Source organism: Bacteroidia bacterium (genome assembly GCA_016218155.1).
Classification (GTDB): Bacteria; Bacteroidota; Bacteroidia; order Bacteroidales; family GWA2-32-17; genus GWA2-32-17.
In genome coordinates this window covers 34,433-58,214 of the sequence record JACREQ010000030.1, presented here as the reverse complement: position 1 = coordinate 58,214, position 23,782 = coordinate 34,433, and the positions used below count along the sequence as shown (strand labels likewise).

The 23,782-nt window shown below is 28.6% G+C and carries 22 protein-coding genes; 17 read left to right on the top strand and 5 right to left on the bottom strand.

Features of this window, described 5'->3' with window-relative positions; all coding sequences use genetic code 11:
• Position 1: 1 nt before the first annotated feature.
• Positions 2–1,240, bottom strand: a complete 1,239-nt coding sequence (locus HY951_04285; GenBank protein MBI5539252.1) for a DEAD/DEAH box helicase — start codon at positions 1,238–1,240, stop codon at positions 2–4.
• Between the two features lie 282 nt (positions 1,241–1,522).
• Between HY951_04285 and HY951_04280 the strand changes: the two genes are divergently transcribed.
• Positions 1,523–1,987 (top strand): ribonuclease HI, encoded by a 465-nt coding sequence (locus HY951_04280; protein MBI5539251.1) that lies wholly within the window; start codon positions 1,523–1,525, stop codon positions 1,985–1,987.
• Positions 1,988–2,128: 141 nt separating this feature from the next.
• Complete coding sequence (locus tag HY951_04275) at positions 2,129–2,416, top strand: hypothetical protein (protein ID MBI5539250.1); 288 nt, start codon at positions 2,129–2,131, stop codon at positions 2,414–2,416.
• On the opposite strand, the gene HY951_04270 is transcribed toward HY951_04275, so the two are convergent.
• The 3 genes from HY951_04270 to HY951_04260 are packed head-to-tail and all read right to left on the bottom strand — an operon-like array spanning position 2,409 to position 6,503.
• Positions 2,409–3,848 (bottom strand): MFS transporter, encoded by a 1,440-nt coding sequence (locus HY951_04270; GenBank protein MBI5539249.1) that lies wholly within the window; start codon positions 3,846–3,848, stop codon positions 2,409–2,411. The genes HY951_04275 and HY951_04270 overlap by 8 nt on opposite strands.
• Positions 3,849–3,856: 8 nt before the next feature.
• Positions 3,857–4,660, bottom strand: coding sequence for a 3'(2'),5'-bisphosphate nucleotidase CysQ (gene cysQ / locus HY951_04265; GenBank protein ID MBI5539248.1), 804 nt, complete (start codon positions 4,658–4,660; stop codon positions 3,857–3,859).
• Positions 4,661–4,718: 58 nt separating this feature from the next.
• Positions 4,719–6,503: an acyl-CoA dehydrogenase family protein gene (locus tag HY951_04260; GenBank protein ID MBI5539247.1), complete on the bottom strand. Its 1,785-nt coding sequence runs from the start codon at positions 6,501–6,503 to the stop codon at positions 4,719–4,721.
• A gap of 472 nt (positions 6,504–6,975) precedes the next feature.
• Here HY951_04260 and HY951_04255 point away from each other — a divergent pair, with 472 nt between their 5' ends.
• From HY951_04255 to HY951_04230, 6 genes are all read left to right on the top strand, one after another.
• Positions 6,976–8,289 carry a radical SAM protein gene (locus HY951_04255; GenBank protein ID MBI5539246.1) on the top strand — a complete coding sequence of 438 codons (1,314 nt, stop codon included), beginning with the start codon at positions 6,976–6,978 and terminating at the stop codon, positions 8,287–8,289.
• Positions 8,290–8,435: 146 nt separating this feature from the next.
• The gene (locus HY951_04250) at positions 8,436–9,242 is read left to right on the top strand and encodes an ABC transporter permease (GenBank protein MBI5539245.1); all 807 of its coding nucleotides are present in this window, start codon (positions 8,436–8,438) and stop codon (positions 9,240–9,242) included.
• Positions 9,243–9,245: 3 nt separating this feature from the next.
• On the top strand, positions 9,246–10,388 hold the full coding sequence (locus HY951_04245) for an ABC transporter ATP-binding protein (GenBank protein ID MBI5539244.1): 1,143 nt from the start codon (positions 9,246–9,248) through the stop codon (positions 10,386–10,388).
• Position 10,389: 1 nt separating this feature from the next.
• Positions 10,390–11,406, top strand: coding sequence for an NAD(P)-dependent oxidoreductase (locus HY951_04240; GenBank protein ID MBI5539243.1), 1,017 nt, complete (start codon positions 10,390–10,392; stop codon positions 11,404–11,406).
• Between the two features lies 1 nt (position 11,407).
• A complete protein-coding gene (locus HY951_04235; GenBank protein MBI5539242.1) occupies positions 11,408–12,520 on the top strand; it encodes a DegT/DnrJ/EryC1/StrS family aminotransferase in 1,113 nt (370 codons plus the stop codon).
• Positions 12,514–13,113, top strand: a complete 600-nt coding sequence (locus HY951_04230; GenBank protein ID MBI5539241.1) for a hypothetical protein — start codon at positions 12,514–12,516, stop codon at positions 13,111–13,113. The genes HY951_04235 and HY951_04230 overlap by 7 nt, the downstream gene beginning before the upstream one ends.
• Positions 13,114–13,344: 231 nt before the next feature.
• On the opposite strand, the gene HY951_04225 is transcribed toward HY951_04230, so the two are convergent.
• Positions 13,345–14,451, bottom strand: a complete 1,107-nt coding sequence (locus HY951_04225) for a radical SAM protein (GenBank protein ID MBI5539240.1) — start codon at positions 14,449–14,451, stop codon at positions 13,345–13,347.
• 67 nt (positions 14,452–14,518) lie between these two features.
• Here HY951_04225 and HY951_04220 point away from each other — a divergent pair, with 67 nt between their 5' ends.
• The 9 genes from HY951_04220 to HY951_04180 all read left to right on the top strand — a co-directional run bounded on the left by HY951_04220 (position 14,519) and on the right by HY951_04180 (position 23,775).
• Entirely contained in the window at positions 14,519–15,301 is a 783-nt protein-coding gene (locus tag HY951_04220) for an SDR family oxidoreductase (GenBank protein ID MBI5539239.1), read from the top strand.
• A 1-nt stretch (position 15,302) separates the two neighbouring features.
• Positions 15,303–15,743, top strand: a complete 441-nt coding sequence (locus HY951_04215; protein MBI5539238.1) for a hydroxymyristoyl-ACP dehydratase — start codon at positions 15,303–15,305, stop codon at positions 15,741–15,743.
• Entirely contained in the window at positions 15,740–17,020 is a 1,281-nt protein-coding gene (locus HY951_04210) for a beta-ketoacyl-[acyl-carrier-protein] synthase family protein (protein ID MBI5539237.1), read from the top strand. The genes HY951_04215 and HY951_04210 overlap by 4 nt, the downstream gene beginning before the upstream one ends.
• On the top strand, positions 17,017–17,259 hold the full coding sequence (locus tag HY951_04205) for an acyl carrier protein (GenBank protein MBI5539236.1): 243 nt from the start codon (positions 17,017–17,019) through the stop codon (positions 17,257–17,259). Before HY951_04210 ends, HY951_04205 begins: the two co-directional genes overlap by 4 nt.
• 4 nt (positions 17,260–17,263) lie before the next feature.
• Entirely contained in the window at positions 17,264–17,851 is a 588-nt protein-coding gene (locus HY951_04200; protein ID MBI5539235.1) for a 4-phosphopantetheinyl transferase family protein, read from the top strand.
• Positions 17,844–18,803 carry a glycosyltransferase family 2 protein gene (locus HY951_04195; GenBank protein ID MBI5539234.1) on the top strand — a complete coding sequence of 320 codons (960 nt, stop codon included), beginning with the start codon at positions 17,844–17,846 and terminating at the stop codon, positions 18,801–18,803. The genes HY951_04200 and HY951_04195 overlap by 8 nt, the downstream gene beginning before the upstream one ends.
• On the top strand, positions 18,803–20,578 hold the full coding sequence (asnB, locus tag HY951_04190; protein ID MBI5539233.1) for an asparagine synthase (glutamine-hydrolyzing): 1,776 nt from the start codon (positions 18,803–18,805) through the stop codon (positions 20,576–20,578). The genes HY951_04195 and asnB overlap by 1 nt, the downstream gene beginning before the upstream one ends.
• Positions 20,579–20,650: 72 nt before the next feature.
• Positions 20,651–22,351, top strand: coding sequence for a hypothetical protein (locus HY951_04185; protein MBI5539232.1), 1,701 nt, complete (start codon positions 20,651–20,653; stop codon positions 22,349–22,351).
• Positions 22,351–23,775 carry a radical SAM protein gene (locus HY951_04180; protein ID MBI5539231.1) on the top strand — a complete coding sequence of 475 codons (1,425 nt, stop codon included), beginning with the start codon at positions 22,351–22,353 and terminating at the stop codon, positions 23,773–23,775. The genes HY951_04185 and HY951_04180 overlap by 1 nt, the downstream gene beginning before the upstream one ends.
• The last annotated feature ends 7 nt before the right edge of the window (positions 23,776–23,782 follow it).

Genomic DNA, 23,782 nt, shown 5'->3' with positions numbered 1-23,782 from the left:
ATTAAAACCTTGGTTTACCAGTTTTGAATGATTTATTTCGTTTTCCGGATTTATCAAATTTAGGATTTCTTCTTCCCGGTCCACCCAAATTCACTTTTTTATTCTTTTCTTTCTTTTCATGAAAAGCTCCCTTAGAACCTTTTATTGATGGTTCTTTATGGTAATTTTTATCAAATAAACTTGCTGGCTTTTCATCCTCATTAAATACTTTTGAAATAACAACATCTTCTGGCAATTTCTCAATTGGAATTTTCTTCCTCATTAATTGCTCTATTTGATTAAGAAATTCTTCCTCTATCTGACTTACAAAAGAAATTGCGATTCCTGCTTTATCTGCTCTCCCTGTTCTACCAATACGATGAATATAATCTCCTGGTTCCTCAGGAATGTCGAAATTAATTACATGCGAAACATCTGTAATATCCATTCCGCGCGCAATAATATCTGTTGCAATTAAATATTTTCGATCACCATCCTGAAATAACTTTAATGCATTTAATCTATTGTTATGAGATTTATTTGAATGTATTACACCAAATTTACCAGGAAATATTTTATCTACCTGATCAAATAACTTGTCTGCTAATTTTTTTAACCCAACAAAAACTAGTACTTTATTATAATCCTTATCGTCAGAAAGAAGTGATTTTATAAGATTAACTTTAGTATTAAAATTTTGTAAATAATAACCTTTTTGAATAATCTTATCGATTGGTGTACCATGTGGAGCAATCTCAATTTTAAGAGGGATTGGAATTGCATCATTTATAAATGCTTCAACATCTTGAGTTAAAGTAGCCGAAAACATCAGATTTTGTCTTTTTTGTGGCAACAAATCCAATAAACTTGACAATTGAGAACGAAATCCTAAACTTAGCATTTCATCAACTTCATCAATAACAACTTTCTGAATACTTTTTAATCTTAATACTCCTGTAAAAGCCAAATCAATTAACCTCCCCGGAGTTGCAACTAGAATATCCAATCCTGCATATATTAGATGCTTCTGAGTATTAATATTTGTTCCTCCATAAATTGCTCCGGAACGTAAATTAGAATATGTTGTTAATTTTTTAATCTCATTTAGAATCTGAATTACGAGTTCGCGGGTAGGTGCAAGAATTAGAATTCGTGGATCTTTTTGGTCTGAGAAATTTAATTGTCTTAATAATGGCAATAAATAGGCAAATGTCTTACCAGTACCGGTTTGAGCAATACCAACAACATTTCTTCCTGACATAATTATTGGAAACGCTTTCTCCTGAATTGGTGTCGGATACACATATTCCAAGTCTGCCAAAGCCTTTAACAGTGGAGTGTTTATATTTAATTCTTCAAATGTCACAACTATATATTTTAATTATGCAAAGGTAGTTAGAATTCACGTTAAGTTGCAGTATTTTAAAATAATCATTGAATTTCTGCTAATAATTGGCAGAAGAATCTACTTTTGTATTATAATAAAAAAAACAAATAACATTATACAGCAATTTTATTATAATTTAATCCGATAATTATTTTCATGAATCAAAAACTAATTAACATTTATACTGATGGAAGCTGCCATACTCAATTAAACATTGGTGGTTGGGCAGCAATTATATTTTTTGAAAACAAAAAAACTATAATAAAGGGAAAAGAATTTAACACAACTCACAATAGAATGGAATTACTTGCAGTAATAAAAGCCATTGAATTTGCAGAAACAAATTACAAAAATTTTTCAATAAAAATTTTCACTGACAGCCAATATGTATTTAGAATTCCAGAAAGAATGGAGAAACTTAAAATAAATAAGTTTATTACAAAAAAAGGAAATCAATTAAATAATAATGACTTATTGCAAATATTAATTACTCAGATTGAAAATCATTCTATTGAATTTGTAAAAGTAAAAGCACATCAGAAAACGGAATCAGAAAATTCAAATTACAATTCTGAGGTCGATAAATTAGCCCGCGAAATTGTAAGACAAGCTTTAATTTAAAAATAATTTATCAAAAAAGAATATAATACATTTACATATATAGATTTTCAATCTATTTATTCAACAATTTTGTATTAATACAAAATACTATTAATTTTAGGCTTTATAAATTTCAAATAAATCAACTTAAATATAAGAATTATGGCTCACCATCATGAAGACAACGAACACTTAAGTCCTGAGGAAATTAAATTCAACGATTGTATTCGTCGTGGCGATGATTTGTTTAATATTCATCAGTATATGGCATCAAGAGAATTTTATAATGAAGCTCTTGAAATGCATTTTAACGATAAATTAGTAAACGAAAAACTTGAATTAGTTACTAAAAAGAAAAGTTTTGAGACTAAAACTGTAATTAAAATATTAGCTATTGCTGCTGTAATTATTGCTGCTGTATGGATTTACAGGACTCAATTGCCTATTTAATAGATTTCACTTCTTTTTTATATTTTCTATCATAAAAATACAGTAAGATAACTGTTGCTGTACCTATACTAAACAATACTGTACCAAACATATAAGGATGGTAAGTATTCCATAACAAATCTGTTAATCCTTTTGAATCAGTATTTAATAAGCTGATAGCTTTTTCTGTTAATTGTTCATTTGTAAGATTCAAAGAATTTAATTCAGGTAACATTCTTTTTATCATTTCATATTTATCAGAAAGATTTAAATAAACACCACCTGAAATAAATCCACCAAAAAAATTACCTAAAGCAATTGGTAAAAACTGAGTACCCATATATAAAGCAGCCTTATCTTTTGGCGCAATTCTTCCTATATATTCAAGAATTTTTGGAGAAAAAGTCATCTCACCTATTGAAAAAATTATGATAGATGTTAATGCAAAAAATGGATTTCGTGTTAAAACCATTAATACAAGTCCAAGAGAATTTATTAAAATACCTATTGTCATTGCTGATAAAGGTCTAAGCTTCATAACAACATAACTAATTATTACTTGAAATGCAACAATAAAAAATGCATCCATAGCAATAATTTTTTCAGTAAGAATTAGACCATCCAAAGTACCTATTGCCTTTGCAAAAGCTGGCCAGATAGAATATAATCCCCTATAAAGTGGTGCAGTATCTACCCATTGTTCAATAAAAACAGGGAGACTATAAAAATACTGCCAGTAAACTGTCCAGGCACCAACAATTATCAATAAAAATGTCACAAATTTAAAATCTTTAAGTACTGTAAATATATTTTTAAATACTGTGCCAAGACTTTTTGCTAAAGATTCAGAATTATTATCTCTTACAGGCTCTTTAAAGAAAATTATTACAATAACAAGGTTCAATAAAATTGCACCAGATGACATTAAGAAAATATAATTCCAATTAATTTCACGTAAATACGAAGCGGTAAATGGTCCAACTAGACCACCAATATTTACTATCATATAAAAAATACCAAAGCCAATACTGGAATTTGACTCATTGGTAGTTTTTGCAATAGTTGCAGAAATTATCGGTTTAAAAAGAGCAGCACCTATTGCAACATATAAAAATGCAAGAAATACAGCTGCAAATGATGTTACAATTCCCATGACATAATATCCTGAGGATAAGATAACAAATGCTATTATTAGAACTTTTTTATATCCAAATTTATCTGCTATAGAACCTGTAATTATTGGTAAAAAATAAAGAATTGCATTAACAATTCCCATTATCATACCTTTTTCAACCTGTGAAAAGCCAAGTGCACCGGTTTCAGAAGAATTTGTTAAATAAAGTGCTAATAAATTAAAAAGCCCATAATATGCCCAGCGTTCAAAAAGTTCAAGAGTATTTGCTGCCCAAAAAGTTCTGGGAAGTGTTTTTACAGTTTTTGTAAATCCTGACATTTTAAAATCTAATTACTTCTATCCCTTTTAACTATAAAATATGGGTTCAGTAAATTTTCTTTATTATAAACAAATGGCGTTTTTTCATCTGCCTGAGTAAAAGTACAACCTGCTTCAATTGCTACTGCATGACCTGCTGCAGTATCCCATTCCATTGTTGGACCAAATCTAGGGTAAATATCTGCTTCACCTTCTGCTACCATACAAATTTTCAATGCACTTCCTCTGGACAATAACTCAACTTTTCCTTTTTCTGTTTCAAGCTTTTTTAAGTAGTCTTTTGTTTCAACATTCATGTGCGAACGACTAGCTACAGCAACAAAATTACTCCTATTCGCTATATTTGGAATCTTTGTATATTTCTTATATTCAGAATTAAAGATAGCATCAACCTGAATATTGGTTGTATATGCACCCTGCCCCAGAATTGAGAAATAAATTTGCCCTGAAACAGGAACATATACTACTCCAATAATGGGCTCATTATTTTTTACTAATGCAATATTTACTGTAAAATCACCATTTCTGTTAATGAACTCTTTTGTTCCATCCAAAGGATCAACAATCCATAAGTAATCCCAATTTTTTCTTTCTTCGTAAGAAATATTTCTTCCTTCTTCACTCAAAACAGGAATATGTGTTGTATCTAAAACTTTTATAATTGCTGAATGAGCATTCTTATCTGCAATAGTTAAAGGAGAATTATCTGCTTTTAACTCAGTCTCGAAATTTTCATTTTTATAAATATCAAGTATTGCTTTACCAGCTTTTAATGATGCATTTACTGCAACAACAAGCAAATTTTCTAACATAATAATACTTTAATTAATGGATAAAAAAAAGACGTCTTTCGACGTCTTTTAAATTTTACTAGAATTTATAAACGTTATCGTCTATTAGTTTAGTTGCTATTCTTCTTCGGGCTTCTTTAATGTTTACAGGTTCTATCGAAGTTAAATTCTGTAATGCTTTTTTAAGTTTTACAAATTCTTCAGGCTGAGCAAATGCATTAATTGCATCCATTCCTGATTTCAATAATCTGGAAGAAGCTTCATAAACTAAAACATCACATATATCTGAATAAACAACAAAGTCTTCTGCGCTTTTTATTGTTTTTAATTTTTCAACTCTTAAAACAACAGATTCTGCAGCATAAGTTTGAATTGACATATCAGAAATACTCATCATTATTTCCTGTTCAATATTGAATTGTTTTCCAACAGCTTCATGAGCTTTATTAAAGATAAGTAATACAGCTTTTTTTAACTGACTGATATAAAAATGTTTCTTTGCAAAATAATCAGTATGAGAAAGTGAACTATCAGTATTTGTATCAATTTTTTCGTAAATTGATTTTCCTAAACTAAATATTACAGATTCACATTTTTTAGCTTGTTTTAATAAAGTATCTGTAGCAACTAAACGATTAATTTCGTTTGTACCTTCAAATATTCTGTTAATTCTGGAGTCACGATATGCACGTTCTACAGGCATTTCAGCAGAATAACCCATTCCACCATAAATCTGAACTGCTTCGTCAACAATATAATCAAGTGCTTCTGAACCTAATACCTTTAATATTGCAGCTTCCATTGCATATTCACCCAAAGCTTCCATATAAGCTTTAATCTTTTCCATACCATTTGCAATATTCTGCTGAATTGTATCATCAACATATTTTGAAGTACGATAAAGAGCTGATTCAGCAGTAAACTGGCGAATAACCTGTTCGGCTAATTTATATTTAATAGCTCCAAAATTGGAAATCAAACTATTAAATTGTTTTCTTTCATTTGCGTATCTAACTGAATCAGAAATAGCTGTTCTGCCTGCACCCAAAACATTTGCACCTAATTTAATACGTCCAATATGTAAAATATTTAGTGCTATTCTGAATCCTTCACCTCTTTTTCCGAGTAAATTCTCAACAGGTACAACACAATCGTTAAAGAAAATCTGAACAGTTGACGAACCTTTAATACCTAATTTTTTTTCTTCGGGATTAAATGTAACTCCAGGAAAATTTCTTTCAACAATAAAAGCAGAAAGAATTTTATCGTTATCAATTTTTGCAAAAACGGTTAAAACATCAGCAAAACCACCATTTGTGATCCACATTTTCTGACCGTTAAGAATATAATTTTTTCCATCTTCTGAAAGTACAGCTTTTGTTCTTCCTGAATTGGCATCCGATCCAGCATTAGGTTCAGTTAAACAATATGATCCTGCCCAAACTCCACTTGCTAAATTTGGAAGATATTTTTGTTTTTGTTCTTCAGTACCATAATATAATATAGGTAAAGTTCCAATACCTGTGTGAGCTGAAAATGCTACAGCATATGAATAACCAGCACCTAATTCGTCTGAAGCGATCATAGATGTAACGAAAGGTTGGCCAAATCCACCATACTCCTCAGGAACAGATATTCCCAATAAACCCATCTCACCAGATTTTGTAACTAGGCTTCTCATTAAACCAGGTTCCATATGATCAATTCTATCAAGATTTGGAAAAACTTCCTGTTTCAGAAAATCCTGACACATTCCGGCAATCATTTTTTGCTCTTCATTAAACTCCTCTGGAATAAAAATATCTTTTGCAGATGACTCTGAGATAAGAAATTCTCCTCCCTTTAATACTTTAATATTTTCCATTAGTTATATGTGTTTTACGGGTTGCAAATTTAAAAGGATTATGATAAAAAACAAAGTTGGTTTCCTGATAAAATAATTAATTGACCTTTCATTATATAGATATATCTATATATATTGATTTTATTTTTTAAAATTTCTATTAATTTAGAATGCGTTAGATGCATAATATTAGATAGTAACATGATTTTAATAATTAGAAATTTTGAAACTAAAATATATTTATGATTAAAAAAGACTTATAAAATAAGATTTGTATACTTATTAACAAATAAGTAAAAATTTAATAACAAAATCTTTAAAATATGCCATTTCTATTTTACTTTTCTAAATACTTAATAAAATGTTTATTTAAACAACATCTATTTAATCAAGAAAATAAAATGATATAAAATCAAATTAATACGTAAAATTGCAACTAAATAAATCGTTCAAATTATTTTAAGACTTAGAAAATTTTTTATTTATATTTAAAATGTATTCAACTATTTCTAATTTCAGCAAAATTTTTCATAAAAAATATCTTTGTAAAGCTCCTTTTAATAGTATATATATTAGCGGTGATGGAAGTGTTACAACTTGCTGTTTTAATAGAACTGATATATTAGGTAATATTTATGATTCTCCGTTAATAGATATTATAAATAATCCCAAAATAATTGATTTAAGAAAAAAAATTGAAAATGGGATATTTCCAAATGGATGTAAGATTTGTAAGAATCATCTAAAAAATGGAAATAAAGCTAATTCAGGTATTACAACCTTTGAAAATTTTCCTGTGTTAAAAAATAGTTTATCAATAATTGAATTTGAGTTAAGTTATAAATGCAATATTAAATGCACTATGTGCAAGCGAAATGAAAATCATTTAAATATTAACCCAGAAAAAATTGGATTTAAAAAATTTAATCTTATTGAACAAATAACACCATTTATTGATAATATAAAATTAATGAGGTTTTATGGTGGAGAGCCTTTCTTTATTGAGGAATATTATTCTATTTGGGAACATGTAATTGCTGTTAATCCAAAATGTAAATTTTTAATACAAACAAATGGTACAATTTTAAATTCTCGAATTGAAAATTTAATAATGAAGGGTAACTTTAGTTATAATATATCAATTGACTCAATAAATAAAAATTCTTACGAAATAATTAGAAAAGGTGCCGATTTTGAAATCACTATGCAAAATTTAAAAAAGCTAAAACAAATAGCAGTTTTAAAGCACGAATCAATTAGTATTTCTTTATGTCCAATGCGAATTAATTGGAAAGAAATACCTGAAATTTTAGAATTTTGTAATAAAAATAAATTTTTAATCTTTTTCAATTCAGTATTTTCTCCATGGAATATGGCTCTATGGAGTCTATCATACAATGAATTAATTGAAATTTATAATTACTATAAAACAATTAAGTTTCGTACTAATTCAAAAGTATCAATTATTAATAAATTTAGATGGAATTCTTTTATTAAACAAATTCATAACTGGTCAATAATTGCAAAACATCGTCCTCAGTTATCAAACAAAGAAATTAATGAATTTAAAATAGAAATATTCAATATTATAAAGAATAAAACTTTAGAATTTGCTAATCAAAAAAATATTAAGATAGATTACATTCTTCAAAAAGAAAAAATAAACAGCTCTTTAGACGAAATCTTTAAATTTATTCCATTTTCAACTTTAATAGAAAAACTAAATTCATCTTCTTCGGAAACAATTTATAATGAGGTAATTAACAAAGACGAGTTTGAAATAAAAGATAATATTATCAGGTTTTAGTATAATTACGACAAAATAACATCGTGTAGACATAAAAGTATTTTTATAACTTCCTCTAATAATTATTATATTAACGAAACATAAAAAATATATTTATATTTGTCTATAAAAGATGCTAGTCAAAATAATTCAGAAAATTTTATAAGATGATAATTATTGATTCAATAAGTAATTACAATATCTTTTCATATCTAAATAAACTTTGGCAAAGCAAAAGTCTTTTATGGGTTTTTGCTAAGAGAAATATTAAAGGGAAAGTTGCTCAAACCAGACTAGGAATATTTACAGTTCTTTTGCAAGCAATTTTTTTAACTATAGTTTTTGGCTTGCTCGTAAGCCATTTTATTACATTTCCTATAACATATCCATATATTTTGTTTGCTGTTACTGGAATGATGGGGTGGTATATTTTTTCTTATGTTGCTGTATTCTCAGGAACTTCTGTTATTCAAAATCATCTATTAGCTTCAAAGGTATATTTTCCAAGAATTATTTTACCATTTTCTTACGGAATATCAGTCATACTAGATTTTTTAGGCTGGTTATTAATATTAACATTATTATTAATTTATTATAAAATTATCCCATCTATAAATTTTCTTGCAATATTTATTTTTTTAATAATAGATATTATATCAGGACTAGCTATAGGTTTGTGGATATTATTATTAAGCCTTAGAAAACGTGACGTTGCTTTATTTGCCCCATTAATTACTGGAATAGGAATGTTTTTTACACCAATATTTTATCCTGTAAAAATATTTCCGGCATTTTTAACTGATTTTATTTATTTAAACCCTTTAGCAGGAGTAGTAGAAGGTTTTCGGTGGGCAATTTTTAATACTAATTTTGATTTAAGATATATTTGGGGATTTTCAATTATTGTATTGATCTTTTTATTTGGCATTTTTCTTTTTGTTAAGAAAGATGGAAATATGGCAGATAACTTATAATCTATGAATAAAGAAATTGTTATATCTGCCGAAAATTTAACGAAATATTATTATATTTCAGAAGGGATATTTTCTTTTCATAAAAAAGATAGAGTTATAAAAGCTTTGGAAGGCTTAAATCTTGAAGTAAAAAAAGGAGAAATACTTGGAATAATTGGACGAAACGGATCAGGAAAAAGTACATTATTAAAAATACTTAGCCAAGTTACTAAACCATCTAAAGGAAAAGCTGAAATACATGGGAAATTAGTTTCTGCAATTGAAGTCACAAGTGGGTTTAATTTTGATTTATCAGGAAAAGAAAACATAAGAAACACTGCTCAGATATGGGGTTTAAAATCAAAAGAAATTCAAAATATAGAAGAAAAAATTATTGAGTTTTGTAATTTAAGTAAATTCATTCATTTGCCTGTTAAAAAATTTTCAACGGGTATGATTAGCAAACTTGCAGCTTCAATAATAATTCACATAAAAGCAGATATTTATATTTTAGATGAAGCATTAAATGGAAGTGATCAAGTATTTTCAAGAAAAATGAATCAAAAACTTATTGATTTGCAAAACGAAAATAAAACTATTATAATTGCTTCACATAAAATTACTGATTTGATATCGTTATGTAATAAAGCAATAGTTTTAGATGAAGGAAAAATTATTCATAGCGGAAATACATTTGAAGCAATAATTTTCTACCAAAAAATAATAAAAAATAATATTTTAGATATTGTAACAAATAATAAGAATAATTTTAAAAATAATTACTTTAAATTTAACGATTTTAGAATTATTTCTTCTAAAGAAAATTACAAATTTACATTTACCATAAAACCGATAATAAATTCTATTTTAAATTCAAAAATTTACATTGTAATTAATAACAGTTTTGACATCCCAATTGGGCACAGCTCAATAGAATTAACTGAAGTAAAAAAAGAAATAGTATTGTCTTGTAACTTTCCAAATAAAATTCTAAGTAATGGAATATATATTATTTCATTAGCTATTAAAATTAATGAAGACAATTGGTTATTTTTTCCAAGAGTATTTGAATTTGAAGCAAATAATAACAATATTCATAATTATCAATTTATTCCAGGATTGCTAATTTCTGATGCAAGCTGGGAAATATCTAATAAAACTACCTAACATGAAAAACATTCTTATAACAGGCGGATTAGGTTTTATTGGATCACATTTAGCAGTTCAACTTTCTGAAAATAAAAACTATTCTGTTTCTGTAATTGATTCTGAAAAATATTTTTTTGAAAAAGGCAACTTAAATTACAATTATTATAAAAACTTAAGAGAACAAAAACTTTTTAAAAATTCTGTTAAAATTTTTAAAACAGATTTACTTAATAAAGAACAAATAAAATTAATTTTCAAAGAAAATAAACCTGATATTGTTATTCATTTGGCATCTGTTTCTGTTGCCGGTATTGCTGATTATTACCCGGATAAAGCAAAAGAGAATATTTTTGATATAACATACAATTTATTACAAACCATTGTAAATGAATTCCATATTGAACGATTTATTTATATTTCTTCCTCAATGGTATATGGACATTTCCCAAAAGACGAAAATGATAACATTATTCCACCAAACGAGGATGCTCCTTGTAACCCAATTGATATTTACGGTTCATTTAAACTTTGTTGCGAACATTTAATAAAAGCATTTCATCACAGAAAGAAACTACCATATGTTGTAATCCGTCCAACTGCAGTTTATGGTCCAAATGATTGTAATTTTAGGGTAACTGAACTGTTTGTAGCAAATGCAATTTTAAAACGTCCTATTCTACTTGATAACGGTGGATTACATCTTTTAGATTTTACTTACGTGAATGATTTAGTTTCGGGAATTATTTCAACTATTGAAAACCCTAATGCATTAAATCAGACTTTTAATTTAAGTTACGGAGAAGGAAATTCAATAAAAGAATTAGCTGAAATAATAAAAGATATTTTACCTAATGTTACTATAAATAACAGTGAATGCAGACCATTCAGACCGAATCGTGGAGCTTTGGATATTTCAAAAGCTAAAAAGTTGTTAGACTTTGCTCCTGAATATTCTCTTCAAAAAGGCATGAAATTATATATTGAACAGGTAAAGGAACATATCTTAAATCTCGATTATCCTGAAAAGTATTTTTAATATGAATCACATAAAATTCTATAATGTCGACAGATTTTATCAGACTCACAAAGATAAAATACTTGAGTTAACCAATGAGGTTTTCTCAACAGGACAAGTACTTGAAGGCGATTACGTAAAAAAAGCTGAAGAAGAACTTGCAAAATTAACAAATCGCAAGTATTCACTTACAGTTAATAGTTGTACGGACGCATTATATTTTTCATTAATTGCTTCAGGTATAAAAAAAGGTGATGAAGTATTAGTTCCTACATTTTCATTTATTGCTTCAGCATCAGCAATTGTTCGCACTGGTGCTACTCCAGTATTTATTGACGTTAACGAAGACGGATTAATAAATTTAAATAAAGCTGCAGAAAAAATAACAAGTAATACTAAAGCAATAATTGCTGTACATATTTTTGGAAGAATAGTAAATCCTGAAGAACTTAATAGTTTTGCAGAAAAATATAAATTAATAATTATTGAAGATGCAGCGCAAGCATTAGGAAGTAAATATAATGAAATCCCTGCTGGAAAAACTGGCATAGCAAGCTGTTTCAGTTTCGATCCTTCAAAAATTATTCATGCATTTGGAACAGGGGGATGTGTAGTTACAAATAACGAAGAAATAGCCAACAAAGTTAAAAGTATTCGTGTTCATGGAAAATCTAAAAACAATAATGATTTTGAAACTTTAGGTTATAACAGCAGAATACCAGGTATACAAGCAGCAATCCTACAGTTTCAATTGTTAAACATTAAATCATATATTGAAAAAAGAACTTTTATTGCTGACTATTATTATTCTAGATTAAAAAATATTGAAACATTAAAATTCCTATCTCCTTCCCCATCAGAATCATGGAACTATCATAAATTTCCAATTTTTACTTCATACAGGGATGAATTAAAATCATTTTTAACATTAAATAATATAGAAACAGGAATTCATTATCAAAAAACACTTCCCGAATATAGTTTATTTGGTATAACAAATAACACTTTTCCTGTTGCAGAAGCATTAGCTAAAACTGAACTTTCACTTCCTATTTATCCTGAACTTCATGACGAAGAAATAAAATGGATTTGTGATTGCATTATTAAATTTTATAATTCTAAAGGCTTATGTTAATAATAGGTACAGGTGGATTAGCCAAAGAAATATTTGGTATGGTTTTAAAATATAAATTGTCAGATGACATTACTTTTTACGACGAAAACAAATCAACTCCTTCCCTTTTATATAATAAATTTAAAGTACTTCATGAGGAAAATGAAGTGCAAAAATATTTTTCTGACATTTCTAAAGATTTTATTGTAGGTATTGGAAACCCTCGTATTCGTGAGAAACTCACAATAAAAATGCGAGAACTTGGTGGTAAAAGCACTAATGTTATTTCTAATGAATCTGCTATTTTTCAATTTAACGACTATTCAACTGCAACTATAATTGAGCCTTTTGTTGGAATTTCACATGCATTAAGTCTTGGAGAAGGCTGTGCTATTCATATTCATGCAAGTATTGGTCATGCTGCAAAAATTGGCAAATATGTAAATGTGGGACCTGGAGCCACTATCATTGGTCCTATTGAGATTGGCGATTACACTTATGTTGGTGCAAAAACATTAGTATTACCAAATATTAAAATAGGAAAGCACGTTATTATTGCAGCCGGAGCTACAGTAAATAAAGATTTAAATGATTATGAAACTTTTCTGGGTTAATTAACAAAATATATTTATAATTTGTCATTCAGAACGAAATGAGGAATCTATTTCGACAAATTATAAACATATACTATTGCAGGTTTTGAAGCATTTTCAGCATGGCTAAATCTGCAATTAAATAAATCATCAAGGTGAGGATTGCAAATCCTCAAATATTAACATCGGGGTTACAAACCCCGACGAGCGGTTACTGCTATTCTCGATAAACTAGAACAAGCAGCTATACAATTATTTATTCGACCCAAAATGCACCATTCTGCAATAATTCCTGTATTGTTTTACAGTTTCGTCTTCCATAACTTTTAATTCTTTATCAGATAAATCCTCAATAAAACAAGTTGGATCAGATTCGTAAATATCACCTGTCATATAATACGAATAGACCCTACAACCGCCACATGTAAAGCGAAATTTACATTTTCCACATTTCCCTTTTAAATTGTTACGATTAACAATTTTTGAAAATAATTCAGATTTATAAAGTATATCATATAAATCTTCTATTAAAACATTTCCACCTGAGACATGATCAGAAACCAAAGGACATGGAGCCACATCACCTTTTGGATTTATTGCATAAAATGAACCGACCCAACAACCTACAGAAGGATTAGTTGGAACATGATTCAGGTTCTCTTTTTGATGACTATATTTTTTGTAATTTTCAGTTGAAAGAAATAATGGCACGTAACTCACATAACCTTTATAATGCTTCCTGAGTGCAGGATGCAAATAGTTTTTCATTGCCTCTTTATCAAACATCCATTTTCGGTTAGTGCTGTTTCTTGGAGAGTAAGGAACACGATTAAAAGGCAAATGAAGTTCATTTATTTTATCAAGAGTTTTACAAAAGGAATGTTTATTAAAACTGCCCATTGTTACAGAAACATTAACTCTGAAATGTTGACTCTCTAATCTATTCAGAATTTTCAAAAAATAATCTTGCGAACTTTCACGCGATTCTATATTTTCTTCATCAAATGAATTTATTCCCAGGGAAATAATCACATTCTGTCCTAAAATTTCTTTTATTTTTAATAATGTTTCTTCAGATAGTGTACTTCCATTTGATAAAATGCCAATAGAAAAACCTAATTCATTTGCTTTTGCAAGTATTTCAAATGCATCTTTTCTGAGTAAAAATTCTCCGCCGGAAAAATCTATATTCTTTGTTCCTAATTTTCTTGCAGGAATTAAAATTCTATTAACAATTATATCAAAAGGCAAGTCATCTTCTATTTTGTCTTTATGCTGCGAACCACTTGAACAACTTTGACATGCAAAATTACAATTACGCGTTGCTTCTAAATATAATGTGTGAAACATTGGGTTCATAAACACAAATTCTTAATGTTTGAAGATAAATATTTTTTTTGTAGGTTTGATAAAAAAATATTGATTAATGAAAAAAGCGGCTCTTATTCTTGGTGCTTCAAGTGGAATTGGATTAGCAACTGCAAAGATTCTGGCTAAAAATAACTGGAATATAATTATTGTTCATCGCGATAGGCGTGGAAATATGCCAGCAATTGAACCTCATTTTGAAGAAATAAAAAGTTATGGAGCTACTCTTTTAACAATTAACAATAATGCCTGTGAAACAAAGGGACAGGAAGAAATAATTGCTGAAATTAAATCACATTCACAGGAATTTAGTTCAATAAATGCACTTATACACTCAATTGCTGATGGTAATATTGGAAGTTTTACCTTAGAAACCGAAAGAAAAACAGACGAATACGGAATTCTTAGAACTATAAATTCAATGGGTTCGTCATTTGTTGTTTGGACTCAGCTTTTATTAAAAAATAATCTTTTATCAGATAATGGTCGTGTGCTTGGTTTTACAAGCGAAGGAAGCCAGAAAGTTCTTGAACAATATGGTGCTGTTGGCATGGCAAAAGCTACACTCGAAGCAGCTTGCAGATATTTAGCAATTGAACTTGCACCAAAAAGAATTACAGTTAACCTATTAAATCCAGGAGTAATTGAAACCCCAGCAATTAAAATATTTCCAACAGTTGCAGAATTTGTAAAAAAAGCAAAAGAACGTAACCCATCCGGTAGGTTAACTACTCCTGAAGATATTGCTAAAGTTGCTGAGTTTATGTTATCAGAAAATGCTGCATGGATAACCGGTGAAATTATTCGTGTTGACGGTGGCGAACAAATAATAGGATTATAAAATGGACGAAAATATTAAGAAATATATTCTTGAAAATCTACCGTACTCCAAACCATTTCTGTTTGTAGATAACATTATATCATATAACGAAAATGAAATTACAGGCACTTATACTTTTGATAAAGAAGAGTTTTTTTATAAAGGTCATTTTAAAAATGATCCTGTCACACCAGGTTTAATACTTGTTGAATGCATGGGTCAAATTGGTTTAGTAGGTTTTGCATTAGCACTCACCTATCCTGATTTTAATTATAAACCAATGCTTTCATTTGTAGAATCAGAATTCTCAAAATCTGTTTACCCTAGTGATAAGGTAACTGTAATTTCAAAAAAAGTTTATTTCAGAAATAATATTCTGAAATGTAATATCACAATGACTAATTCGAATAATGAAGAAGTCGCAAAAACTACTGCCATTTTAACTTTAGTTGAAACAAAATGAAAAGAGTAGTAATTACAGGAATTGGAGTTGTGGCACCTAATGGTTGCGGCAAAAAGGAATTTACCAATGCACTTATTTCAGGTAAAAGTGGAATTAAACACTTACCAGAACTTGCAGAATTAGAATTTGGCTGTCAAATTGGTGGAATTCCTGATACTTCAAATAACATTTTTAATAAATTTATTGAATTATATGGGCTTGAAACAGCAAGTTCAATGATAAAATATGCTGTTCTTGCTGGACTCGAAGCATGGGAGGATTCTGGTTTGCAAATCCCTCAACAAGGCTCAAATGAAGTTGATTACAATACTGGTGCAATCATTGGGAGCGGAATTGGAACAATAGATATTTATGGTGAACGAATTATTCCTATAACAAATCAGAAAAACATTAAAAAATTACGAAGTACAATAGTTGAACATAGTATGCTTAGTGGTGGCGCTGCAACTTTAAGTGCTATTATTGGATTAGGAAATCAACTTAGTTTTAATTCTTCTGCATGTAGCACAGGTACCGAAGCTATTATTCATGCTTTTGAAAGAATTAAAAATGGAAAAGCAGTTCGAATGCTTGCAGGTGCATCAGAGCCTTATTCCCCGTGGCATTGGTCACCATTTGATTCGATGAGAGTAACAACGCGCAAGCATAACGATGAACCAGAAAAAGGAAGCAGAGCTATGAGCGAATCTGCAAGTGGATTTGTACCAGCTGCTGGTGCAGGAATTGTATTACTTGAAGAACTGGAATCAGCACTCAAACGCAATGCTCATATTTATGCTGAAATTAAAGGTGGTTATATTAATTCCGGTGGTCAACGTAATGGTGGAAGCATGACTGCACCTTCATCTGATGGAGTTATTAAATGCATTCAGGGTGCATTAAAAGAAAGTGAAATTAATGAGACTGATATCGATTATATTTCAGGACATTTAAGCTCAACTATGGCTGATCCTCTTGAAATCAGCAACTGGAGTAAGGCCTTAAACAGAAAAGGAAAAGATTTCCCTAAAATAAACTCCACAAAATCTTTAATAGGACATACAATTGGTGCTGCCGGTGCAATTGAGAGTATTGCTGCAATTATTCAAATGCAAAATAGTTTCCTTCATCCTTCAATAAATTGCGATGATTTGCATCCACAGATTCTTGAGATTATTGACGAAACTTGTATCCCAAAGCAAACTATTGAAAATATTTCCTTAAATTGCATAGCTAAAGCAAGTTTTGGATTTGGAGACGTTAATACATGTTTAATTTTTAATAAATTTAAGTCATGAACAAATTATTTGAAGAAGTAAAAGATATAATCAAAAAATATGCTTTCGATAAAACTTTAGTCGATAAAGCTGAGGAAAATTCAAAAATTATTGCCGATCTCAGAATTAATTCTGCCAGAATTGTGGATATTGTTCTGGATATTGAAGAAAAATATGATATTGAAATTGACGACAAAAGTCTTGAAAGAATTATTTCTATTAAAGATGCAATGAATATAATCTCAGAAAAACTAAAATAATAAAATGAGTTTTATTGGTAACGACATTATGTACTTTAAAAATAATGTTAATACTTTTAATAGAAAAGGTGTTACTGATAAAATATTATCTAAAAATGAATCAAAATTATTTCATTCATTTTGTTTGAATAATCACCTGATAATTGCATGGACAATCAAAGAAAGCATTTATAAAATAACGTGCAAAGAAGGCAATCAAAAAGCCTTTTCTCCTAAAACAATTGAGATAATAGAATTTATTTCTGAGAATTTAAACGAATATATCGGTAAAGCTGTTTATTCGAACAAAATTTACAATTTCAAAACTGAAGTAAATAAAGATTTTGTATTTTCAAATGCATCAAACAATTACAATACATTAAATTGCATTAATAATATCTTTTTTCCAAATAATGTTTCGGATAAAAGAAGTTCTAACAATTTATACTTAAACGAATATTTAAACTATAATAATAAACAGCTTTTTTTTCATAAAAACGGAGTTCCATTTATTTCAGATCAGGCAAAGAACATTGATATTTCAATAACTCACGACTTTGAAACACTTGTTTACAGCGAATTAAAAAACTTAAATATTGCTACTAATGCCTGATAATAATCCCATAATAACTATAGCAATTTTAGCTCATAACCATGAGAAAACAATTGAAAAAGCGATTAAGGGAGCTCTTTCTCAAAAATTAACTTATAGTTTTGAGATTATATTATTTGATGATGGCAGTAATGACGGAACTTCGTTAATATTTCAGAAGTATTATAAAGAAAATCCTGATGTAATTAAGCTTTTCATTTTCCCTGAATCAAAAGGTCCTATTTTCAGAGCAAAACAGATGTATGAAAATGCAAAAGGAAAATACATTGCATGGCTTGATGCTGATGATTACTGGACATTTCATTCAAAACTACAAATTCAATTAGATTTTTTAGAAACAAATCCTAATTATTCTGGCTGTTTTCATGATGCATTAATTAAAACAAATGAACAACTGCACGTAAACGAACAAACAAAACTTCAATCACTTCATAAATACAGGTATTATAGTCAGTTTAATCATTACGAAGAAGAATTTACACCGTATTTGCTTTTAAAACGTAACATTATACCAACAGCATCGCTTGTTTTTAGAAAATCAGATTTTTCAGCATTTATGAATAATTACAATTTGAATATTTATTCGTTCAGCTGGGCTTTTCAATTGAAAATAATTAGTGAAGGCAATTTTAAATATTTTAATCGTTGCTGGTCTGTTTACCTTGACCATAATGAAGGTTTAAGCAAAAAAGTAAATTCAGAAAATTTTACGTTAAACAATATCTCTATTTTAAAATATTTCAAAAAAGATTCATTTTATAAAAAGTATTTAAATACCATCAATCAGAGCATTGTCAAAGAATATGAATGTATTTTAAGAAATAAAACAAATAACAGAATTATTTTCAAATACATGGTTGGTTATTTATGGTATTTATTTATTGCAATGTTTTGGGAAGGTGCATACTATAAATTTAACTTTGTTAAACAGATATTTTCAGGTAAAAGCTAATGTGCGGAATTTTTGGACAGTGGAATTTTAATAGTTCACCATTAAATACTGAAATTTTTAATGTACAACGTAACACCTTGTCTCATCGTGGACCAGATTCATCTGATTCATGGTTTTCTGAAAATAAAAATATAGGACTTTCTCAGACCAGGTTAGCAATTATTGATTTAGATAAAAGAGCAAATCAACCAATGCACAATGAAAATAACAATGTTCACGCAGTAGTAAATGGAGAAATATATAATTACAAAGAACTAAGAACCGAATTAGAAAAAGCAGGACATATTTTCAAAACTAACTCTGACAGTGAAGTTATAGTTCATGGTTGGGAAGAATGGAAAACAAATTTACCTTCAAAGCTTGATGGGATGTTTGCTTTTGCAATATATGATGAAATAAATAAACAAATGTTTGCTGCACGTGACAGATTTGGGATAAAACCATTTTATTATAAATCTGCACCTTCATTATTCACATTTTCATCTGAATTAAAAGCAATTGTAGCAAATCCAGATCACGAAAAGAAAATTGATTGGTCATCTGCTTGCGATTATTTTACATACCGATATATTCCAAGCCCTAGAACAATCTGGGAAAATGTTTGTAAGCTCCCTCCTGCTCACTCTATTTTAATTGAAAGTAATGGTAAAACAACTATAAACGAATATTGGAAGCTAAATTCTGAAAACAGAATAATCCCTTTTAATGACGCTGTTCATCAGGCGCGTGAACTTTTATTAAAATCAGTAAAAAAACACTTATTAAGTGACGTAGTAGTCGGCACATTTCTTAGCGGTGGCTATGATTCCTCTGCATTAGTTTTACTTCAGGACGAATTAAAATATAAGCAAAAAACATTTACCATTGGTTTTGACAATTGGAATAACAGCGAGCACAATTATGCTGAAATAATTGCAAAACAATTCAAAACCGAGCATTATAAAGAAATTATTGATGCTAACAGCTTGCAAATACTTGATAATCTAGCATGGAATTATGATGAACCAAATGGTGATATTAGCACCATTCCTACTTTTAGAGTTAGTCAACTTGCATCTAAGCATGTAAAAGTAGTTTTATCAGGTGAAGGAGCAGATGAAATATTTGGAGGATATACCTGGCATCATAATTTAATGAACAGAAATAATTTATTAAAGAAAGACAATATTTACAATATCCTAAACGGCAATAAAATGCATGGAATAGATGGTTATTCTAATGCAATGTCAATGGGACTATTTAATAATAACAAATTAAAAGAACTATTTACAAAAAATTATCATAATTACATTTCCGATGATCCATTCTGGTTCTATCGACAGCATTACAGGAATGACCTAAGTCCCTTAAAAGCATTCCAATACCTCGATATTAAAACTTTTATGGCTGAACTGGTACTTCAGAAAGTAGACAGAGCCAGCATGGCAAATTCACATGAAGCAAGAGTTCCTTTTCTTGACTTGGAACTAGTAGAATTCATGTTTAACCTTGATGAAAAAGTATATTTCAAAAAAGGAACACAAAAATATATTCTTCAGGAAATATTAAAGCCTTTTGTACCTACTGAAATTATTAATCGAAAAAAACAGGGATTTACAGGTCCGGATAGGTATTATCAAAATGTTGAATGGTATAAAACCGAACTTAAAAACTCAATTTTAGTTGAGAATGGTGTAATTAACAGAAATTTTATTGAAAACTCAATAAATTCAATAGATTTTTGGAGGTTATGGAAAATTGTAATTTTTGAAAAATGGTATAAAAAGTGGTTCTAGTCTTATATTATTAATTAAGCCAACCTTTTTTCAAGTTAAATTTATTATATTTGATATACTAAATTTAATATTTTGGCACTAATCTGCGGCATATATTCTAATAACATTGATAAATTGACTGATGAAAAGCAAAGATTTTTAACAAGCGTTAGCATTGGCAATTCTTCAATTATTCATAAAATTAATAAAAATGGGTTATTTGTTTTAGTTAACCCATTATGGAATACAATAGAAAACTGCTTTGCTGAATTTAAAAATTATTCCTGTATAATATCTGGTAGAATTACTAACATAAATGAGTTAAAAGATTTACCAAATCAACCACTTACGGACTCACATGCTTTAATAGTCCTTAGTTTATACTTAAATAAAGGAGATGAATTTGCAACTTTGATTAAAGGTCAATTTTCAATCTTAATTTATAACGAACAAGAAAACACTTTATTTATAACAAATGACAAATTTGGCATCTGGCCAATGTTTATAAAGAAAAGAGAGATTGGATTATTTTTTTCTACTGAATATGAACTGTTGGTTGAAAACATATTTGATTTAAGCCCTGATTATAAAGGCATTTCAGAATATTTTTTCCTTGGCTCTCCTCTTAATGGAAAAACTTTCTTTAAAAACATTTCAAAGATTAAACCATGCTCAGTAATAAATTGCAATAAAGATAAAATATCTGAAACAAATTATACCATAAATTGGCCTGAAATAAATTTCAAAAGAAACATAAAAGAAACTTCTAGTCAATTAGCAGAGATTTTTAATAAAGCAGTTAATACCCGTTTAAAAATTGAGCAACCAAAGCAATGCATGCTTACAGGCGGACTTGATTCAAGATTTATCCTTAGCTGTATTCCTGATGATATCAGAAAAACTATTGAATTTATAACATTCACTTCACCTAGAGTTAATGAAACTTTAGACAGAGATATTATCATTTCTAAAATGATCGCTAATAAAAAACAACTTAATCATAAAGTAATTAATTACCAGCCATGGTCAAGTTTGTGGGAAACTGAGCTATCTCCGGAACATTTAAAAGTATGGCGAGACATACCTCAAACATATACTATTGGAGGATTTTATGGCGGGGAACTTATCAGTGGAGGTTGTTTTGAAATGATGCCTAAAGAAATATTTCTTATTGATAAAAATAAATTCAACATCTATTCTAAATTTAAAAGTATTAAATCAAGAAAAATCCGAAAACTACTTCCCATCGAAATCTCTAAGTATTCTAACGAGATATTTGATGAACTTAAATTTAACTACAATAAGTTATCAATGCAGAATAAACTTTTTTGGTTTGCTCTTACATATATAACGGGAGGTTTCTTCACATCAATATATGGAGGTATAAATTCAAGATGGCACACACCCTATTTACTTCAACTTAAATCAGATTCACCATTTCTTGATACAGACTTTCTTACTTTTTTAATGACTATACCTCCTGCTATTCTGCAAGATGTTAATATGCCACTTTACAATTCCATTTATAGTGAAATTTATCCTGAATTATCCTCTTTTCCGACTAATTCAAAATTCGGTTTAATTTCCGGAAATTGTATTCTTTATTTAAAAGAAGGCGTTGAACCAAGAGATAGCAGAACTATTGAAAGAAAAATAAATATTGAAGAATTTAACAATATATCTAATAAATGGCTCAACTGCCAAAATTTTGAAAAGCCAAATACAGGAACTATTGAAGAACAGTATTTTGTTGATTTTATAACTTTGTGTAAATATTTGAAATTAGATAAATAATGAAAATCTTTAACTGGTTAAACATTAAAACTAAGTCAACAGGAAATTCATATTTTTCTGAATACAACTCATTAAGAAAAATAAAGCACAAAGATGCATTTTGTTATGCTCCGTATAATACAATGAGATTTTCGGTTGCTGGAAAAATTCTGGGTTGCTGTCGTAACAGATTTTATCAGCTTGGTTCTTTTCCTGAACAATCTATTGACGAAATATGGCATGGTTCATTATATAATAATTTAAGAACATGTATGAATAATTACGACCTTTCTGCAGGTTGTCAGTTTTGTCAAAGGATGTTGATGCAAAAAAATTATTCATTACTTAAATCTATTGATTACGATTTTTTTGGAACCGACAAATCATTAAAATACCCTGAAAAACTTGAGTTTGAATTATCTAACACGTGCAATTTAAACTGTATAATGTGTTCAGGTGAATTTTCTTCTACAGTTCGTAAACAACGTGAAAACCAAATCAATTACCCTGATTCTTATGGCGAAAGTTTTTTAACACAGATTATACCATATTTACTGCATGCTAAAAGAGCTACATTTTCTGGAGGTGAAACCTTTTTAATAGAATTATATTACACATTATGGGAAAAAATAATTGAAATAAATCCCAAAATGGAAATCATTATAATTACTAATGGAACAGTTCTTAATGACAGAATTAAAGATTTATTAAAAAGAGGCAACTTCTATTTTGCAGTATCTATAGATTCTTTTAAAAAAGATAATTTTGAAAATATCAGAAAAAAAGCATCATTTGAAAAAGTTATTGAGAATTTTGAGTATTTTTATAATTACTCCGCTTTAAGAAACAAGTGGATTACAGTTAACATATGCCCGCTTCAGCAAAACTGGCATGAAATACCTGAAATTGTATCATATTTAAACAAACGTTCGATTAGCCTATATTTTAACAATGTTGATTTTCCTTCTTATTGCGCAATACGCACTATGTCAGCATTACAAATAAATGAGATAATTGAATATTATAAAAATACTGATATATATATGACAACTAATTCTGTATGTATAAGTAACAAACAATTGTTTGATAATCTTCTGAACTCTGTTATTGTTTGGCACAATGAAGCAATTGAGTTTGAAAAATCAGGTATTGACTCTTGTAATGACGAACTTAAGTTAAAACAATATTTATTCTCTATGGTTGAAAATCATATTAATAACACTACTTATTTATCCGAAGAAAACAAAATTAAACTTTACAATAATTTTTTAACAAAGCACAACTTAGTTCTTGAAAAAATAACAGATTTAAACATTAAGCAAAATGCAATTAAAAACTTTTCAAGATTACCTATTGATGTAATAATGGCCGAAACTGAATTATGTACTTCAGAAAAGCTTCTTGAAAAATATATACAAACTTCTAAATTTGCTTATGAAAGTTAATTTCAGA

Bases quoted from the DNA above. Each gene is read 5' to 3' on its own strand.
- HY951_04285 (MBI5539252.1), bottom strand. From the start codon at position 1,240: ATGTCAGGAAGAAATGTTGTTGGTATTGCTCAAACCGGTACTGGTAAG.
- HY951_04280 (MBI5539251.1), top strand. From the start codon at position 1,523: ATGAATCAAAAACTAATTAACATTTATACTGATGGAAGCTGCCATACT.
- HY951_04275 (MBI5539250.1), top strand. From the start codon at position 2,129: ATGGCTCACCATCATGAAGACAACGAACACTTAAGTCCTGAGGAAATT.
- HY951_04270 (MBI5539249.1), bottom strand. From the start codon at position 3,848: ATGTCAGGATTTACAAAAACTGTAAAAACACTTCCCAGAACTTTTTGG.
- cysQ (MBI5539248.1), bottom strand. From the start codon at position 4,660: ATGTTAGAAAATTTGCTTGTTGTTGCAGTAAATGCATCATTAAAAGCT.
- HY951_04260 (MBI5539247.1), bottom strand. From the start codon at position 6,503: ATGGAAAATATTAAAGTATTAAAGGGAGGAGAATTTCTTATCTCAGAG.
- HY951_04255 (MBI5539246.1), top strand. From the start codon at position 6,976: ATGTATTCAACTATTTCTAATTTCAGCAAAATTTTTCATAAAAAATAT.
- HY951_04250 (MBI5539245.1), top strand. From the start codon at position 8,436: ATGATAATTATTGATTCAATAAGTAATTACAATATCTTTTCATATCTA.
- HY951_04245 (MBI5539244.1), top strand. From the start codon at position 9,246: ATGAATAAAGAAATTGTTATATCTGCCGAAAATTTAACGAAATATTAT.
- HY951_04240 (MBI5539243.1), top strand. From the start codon at position 10,390: ATGAAAAACATTCTTATAACAGGCGGATTAGGTTTTATTGGATCACAT.
- HY951_04235 (MBI5539242.1), top strand. From the start codon at position 11,408: ATGAATCACATAAAATTCTATAATGTCGACAGATTTTATCAGACTCAC.
- HY951_04230 (MBI5539241.1), top strand. From the start codon at position 12,514: ATGTTAATAATAGGTACAGGTGGATTAGCCAAAGAAATATTTGGTATG.
- HY951_04225 (MBI5539240.1), bottom strand. From the start codon at position 14,451: ATGAACCCAATGTTTCACACATTATATTTAGAAGCAACGCGTAATTGT.
- HY951_04220 (MBI5539239.1), top strand. From the start codon at position 14,519: ATGAAAAAAGCGGCTCTTATTCTTGGTGCTTCAAGTGGAATTGGATTA.
- HY951_04215 (MBI5539238.1), top strand. From the start codon at position 15,303: ATGGACGAAAATATTAAGAAATATATTCTTGAAAATCTACCGTACTCC.
- HY951_04210 (MBI5539237.1), top strand. From the start codon at position 15,740: ATGAAAAGAGTAGTAATTACAGGAATTGGAGTTGTGGCACCTAATGGT.
- HY951_04205 (MBI5539236.1), top strand. From the start codon at position 17,017: ATGAACAAATTATTTGAAGAAGTAAAAGATATAATCAAAAAATATGCT.
- HY951_04200 (MBI5539235.1), top strand. From the start codon at position 17,264: ATGAGTTTTATTGGTAACGACATTATGTACTTTAAAAATAATGTTAAT.
- HY951_04195 (MBI5539234.1), top strand. From the start codon at position 17,844: ATGCCTGATAATAATCCCATAATAACTATAGCAATTTTAGCTCATAAC.
- asnB (MBI5539233.1), top strand. From the start codon at position 18,803: ATGTGCGGAATTTTTGGACAGTGGAATTTTAATAGTTCACCATTAAAT.
- HY951_04180 (MBI5539231.1), top strand. From the start codon at position 22,351: ATGAAAATCTTTAACTGGTTAAACATTAAAACTAAGTCAACAGGAAAT.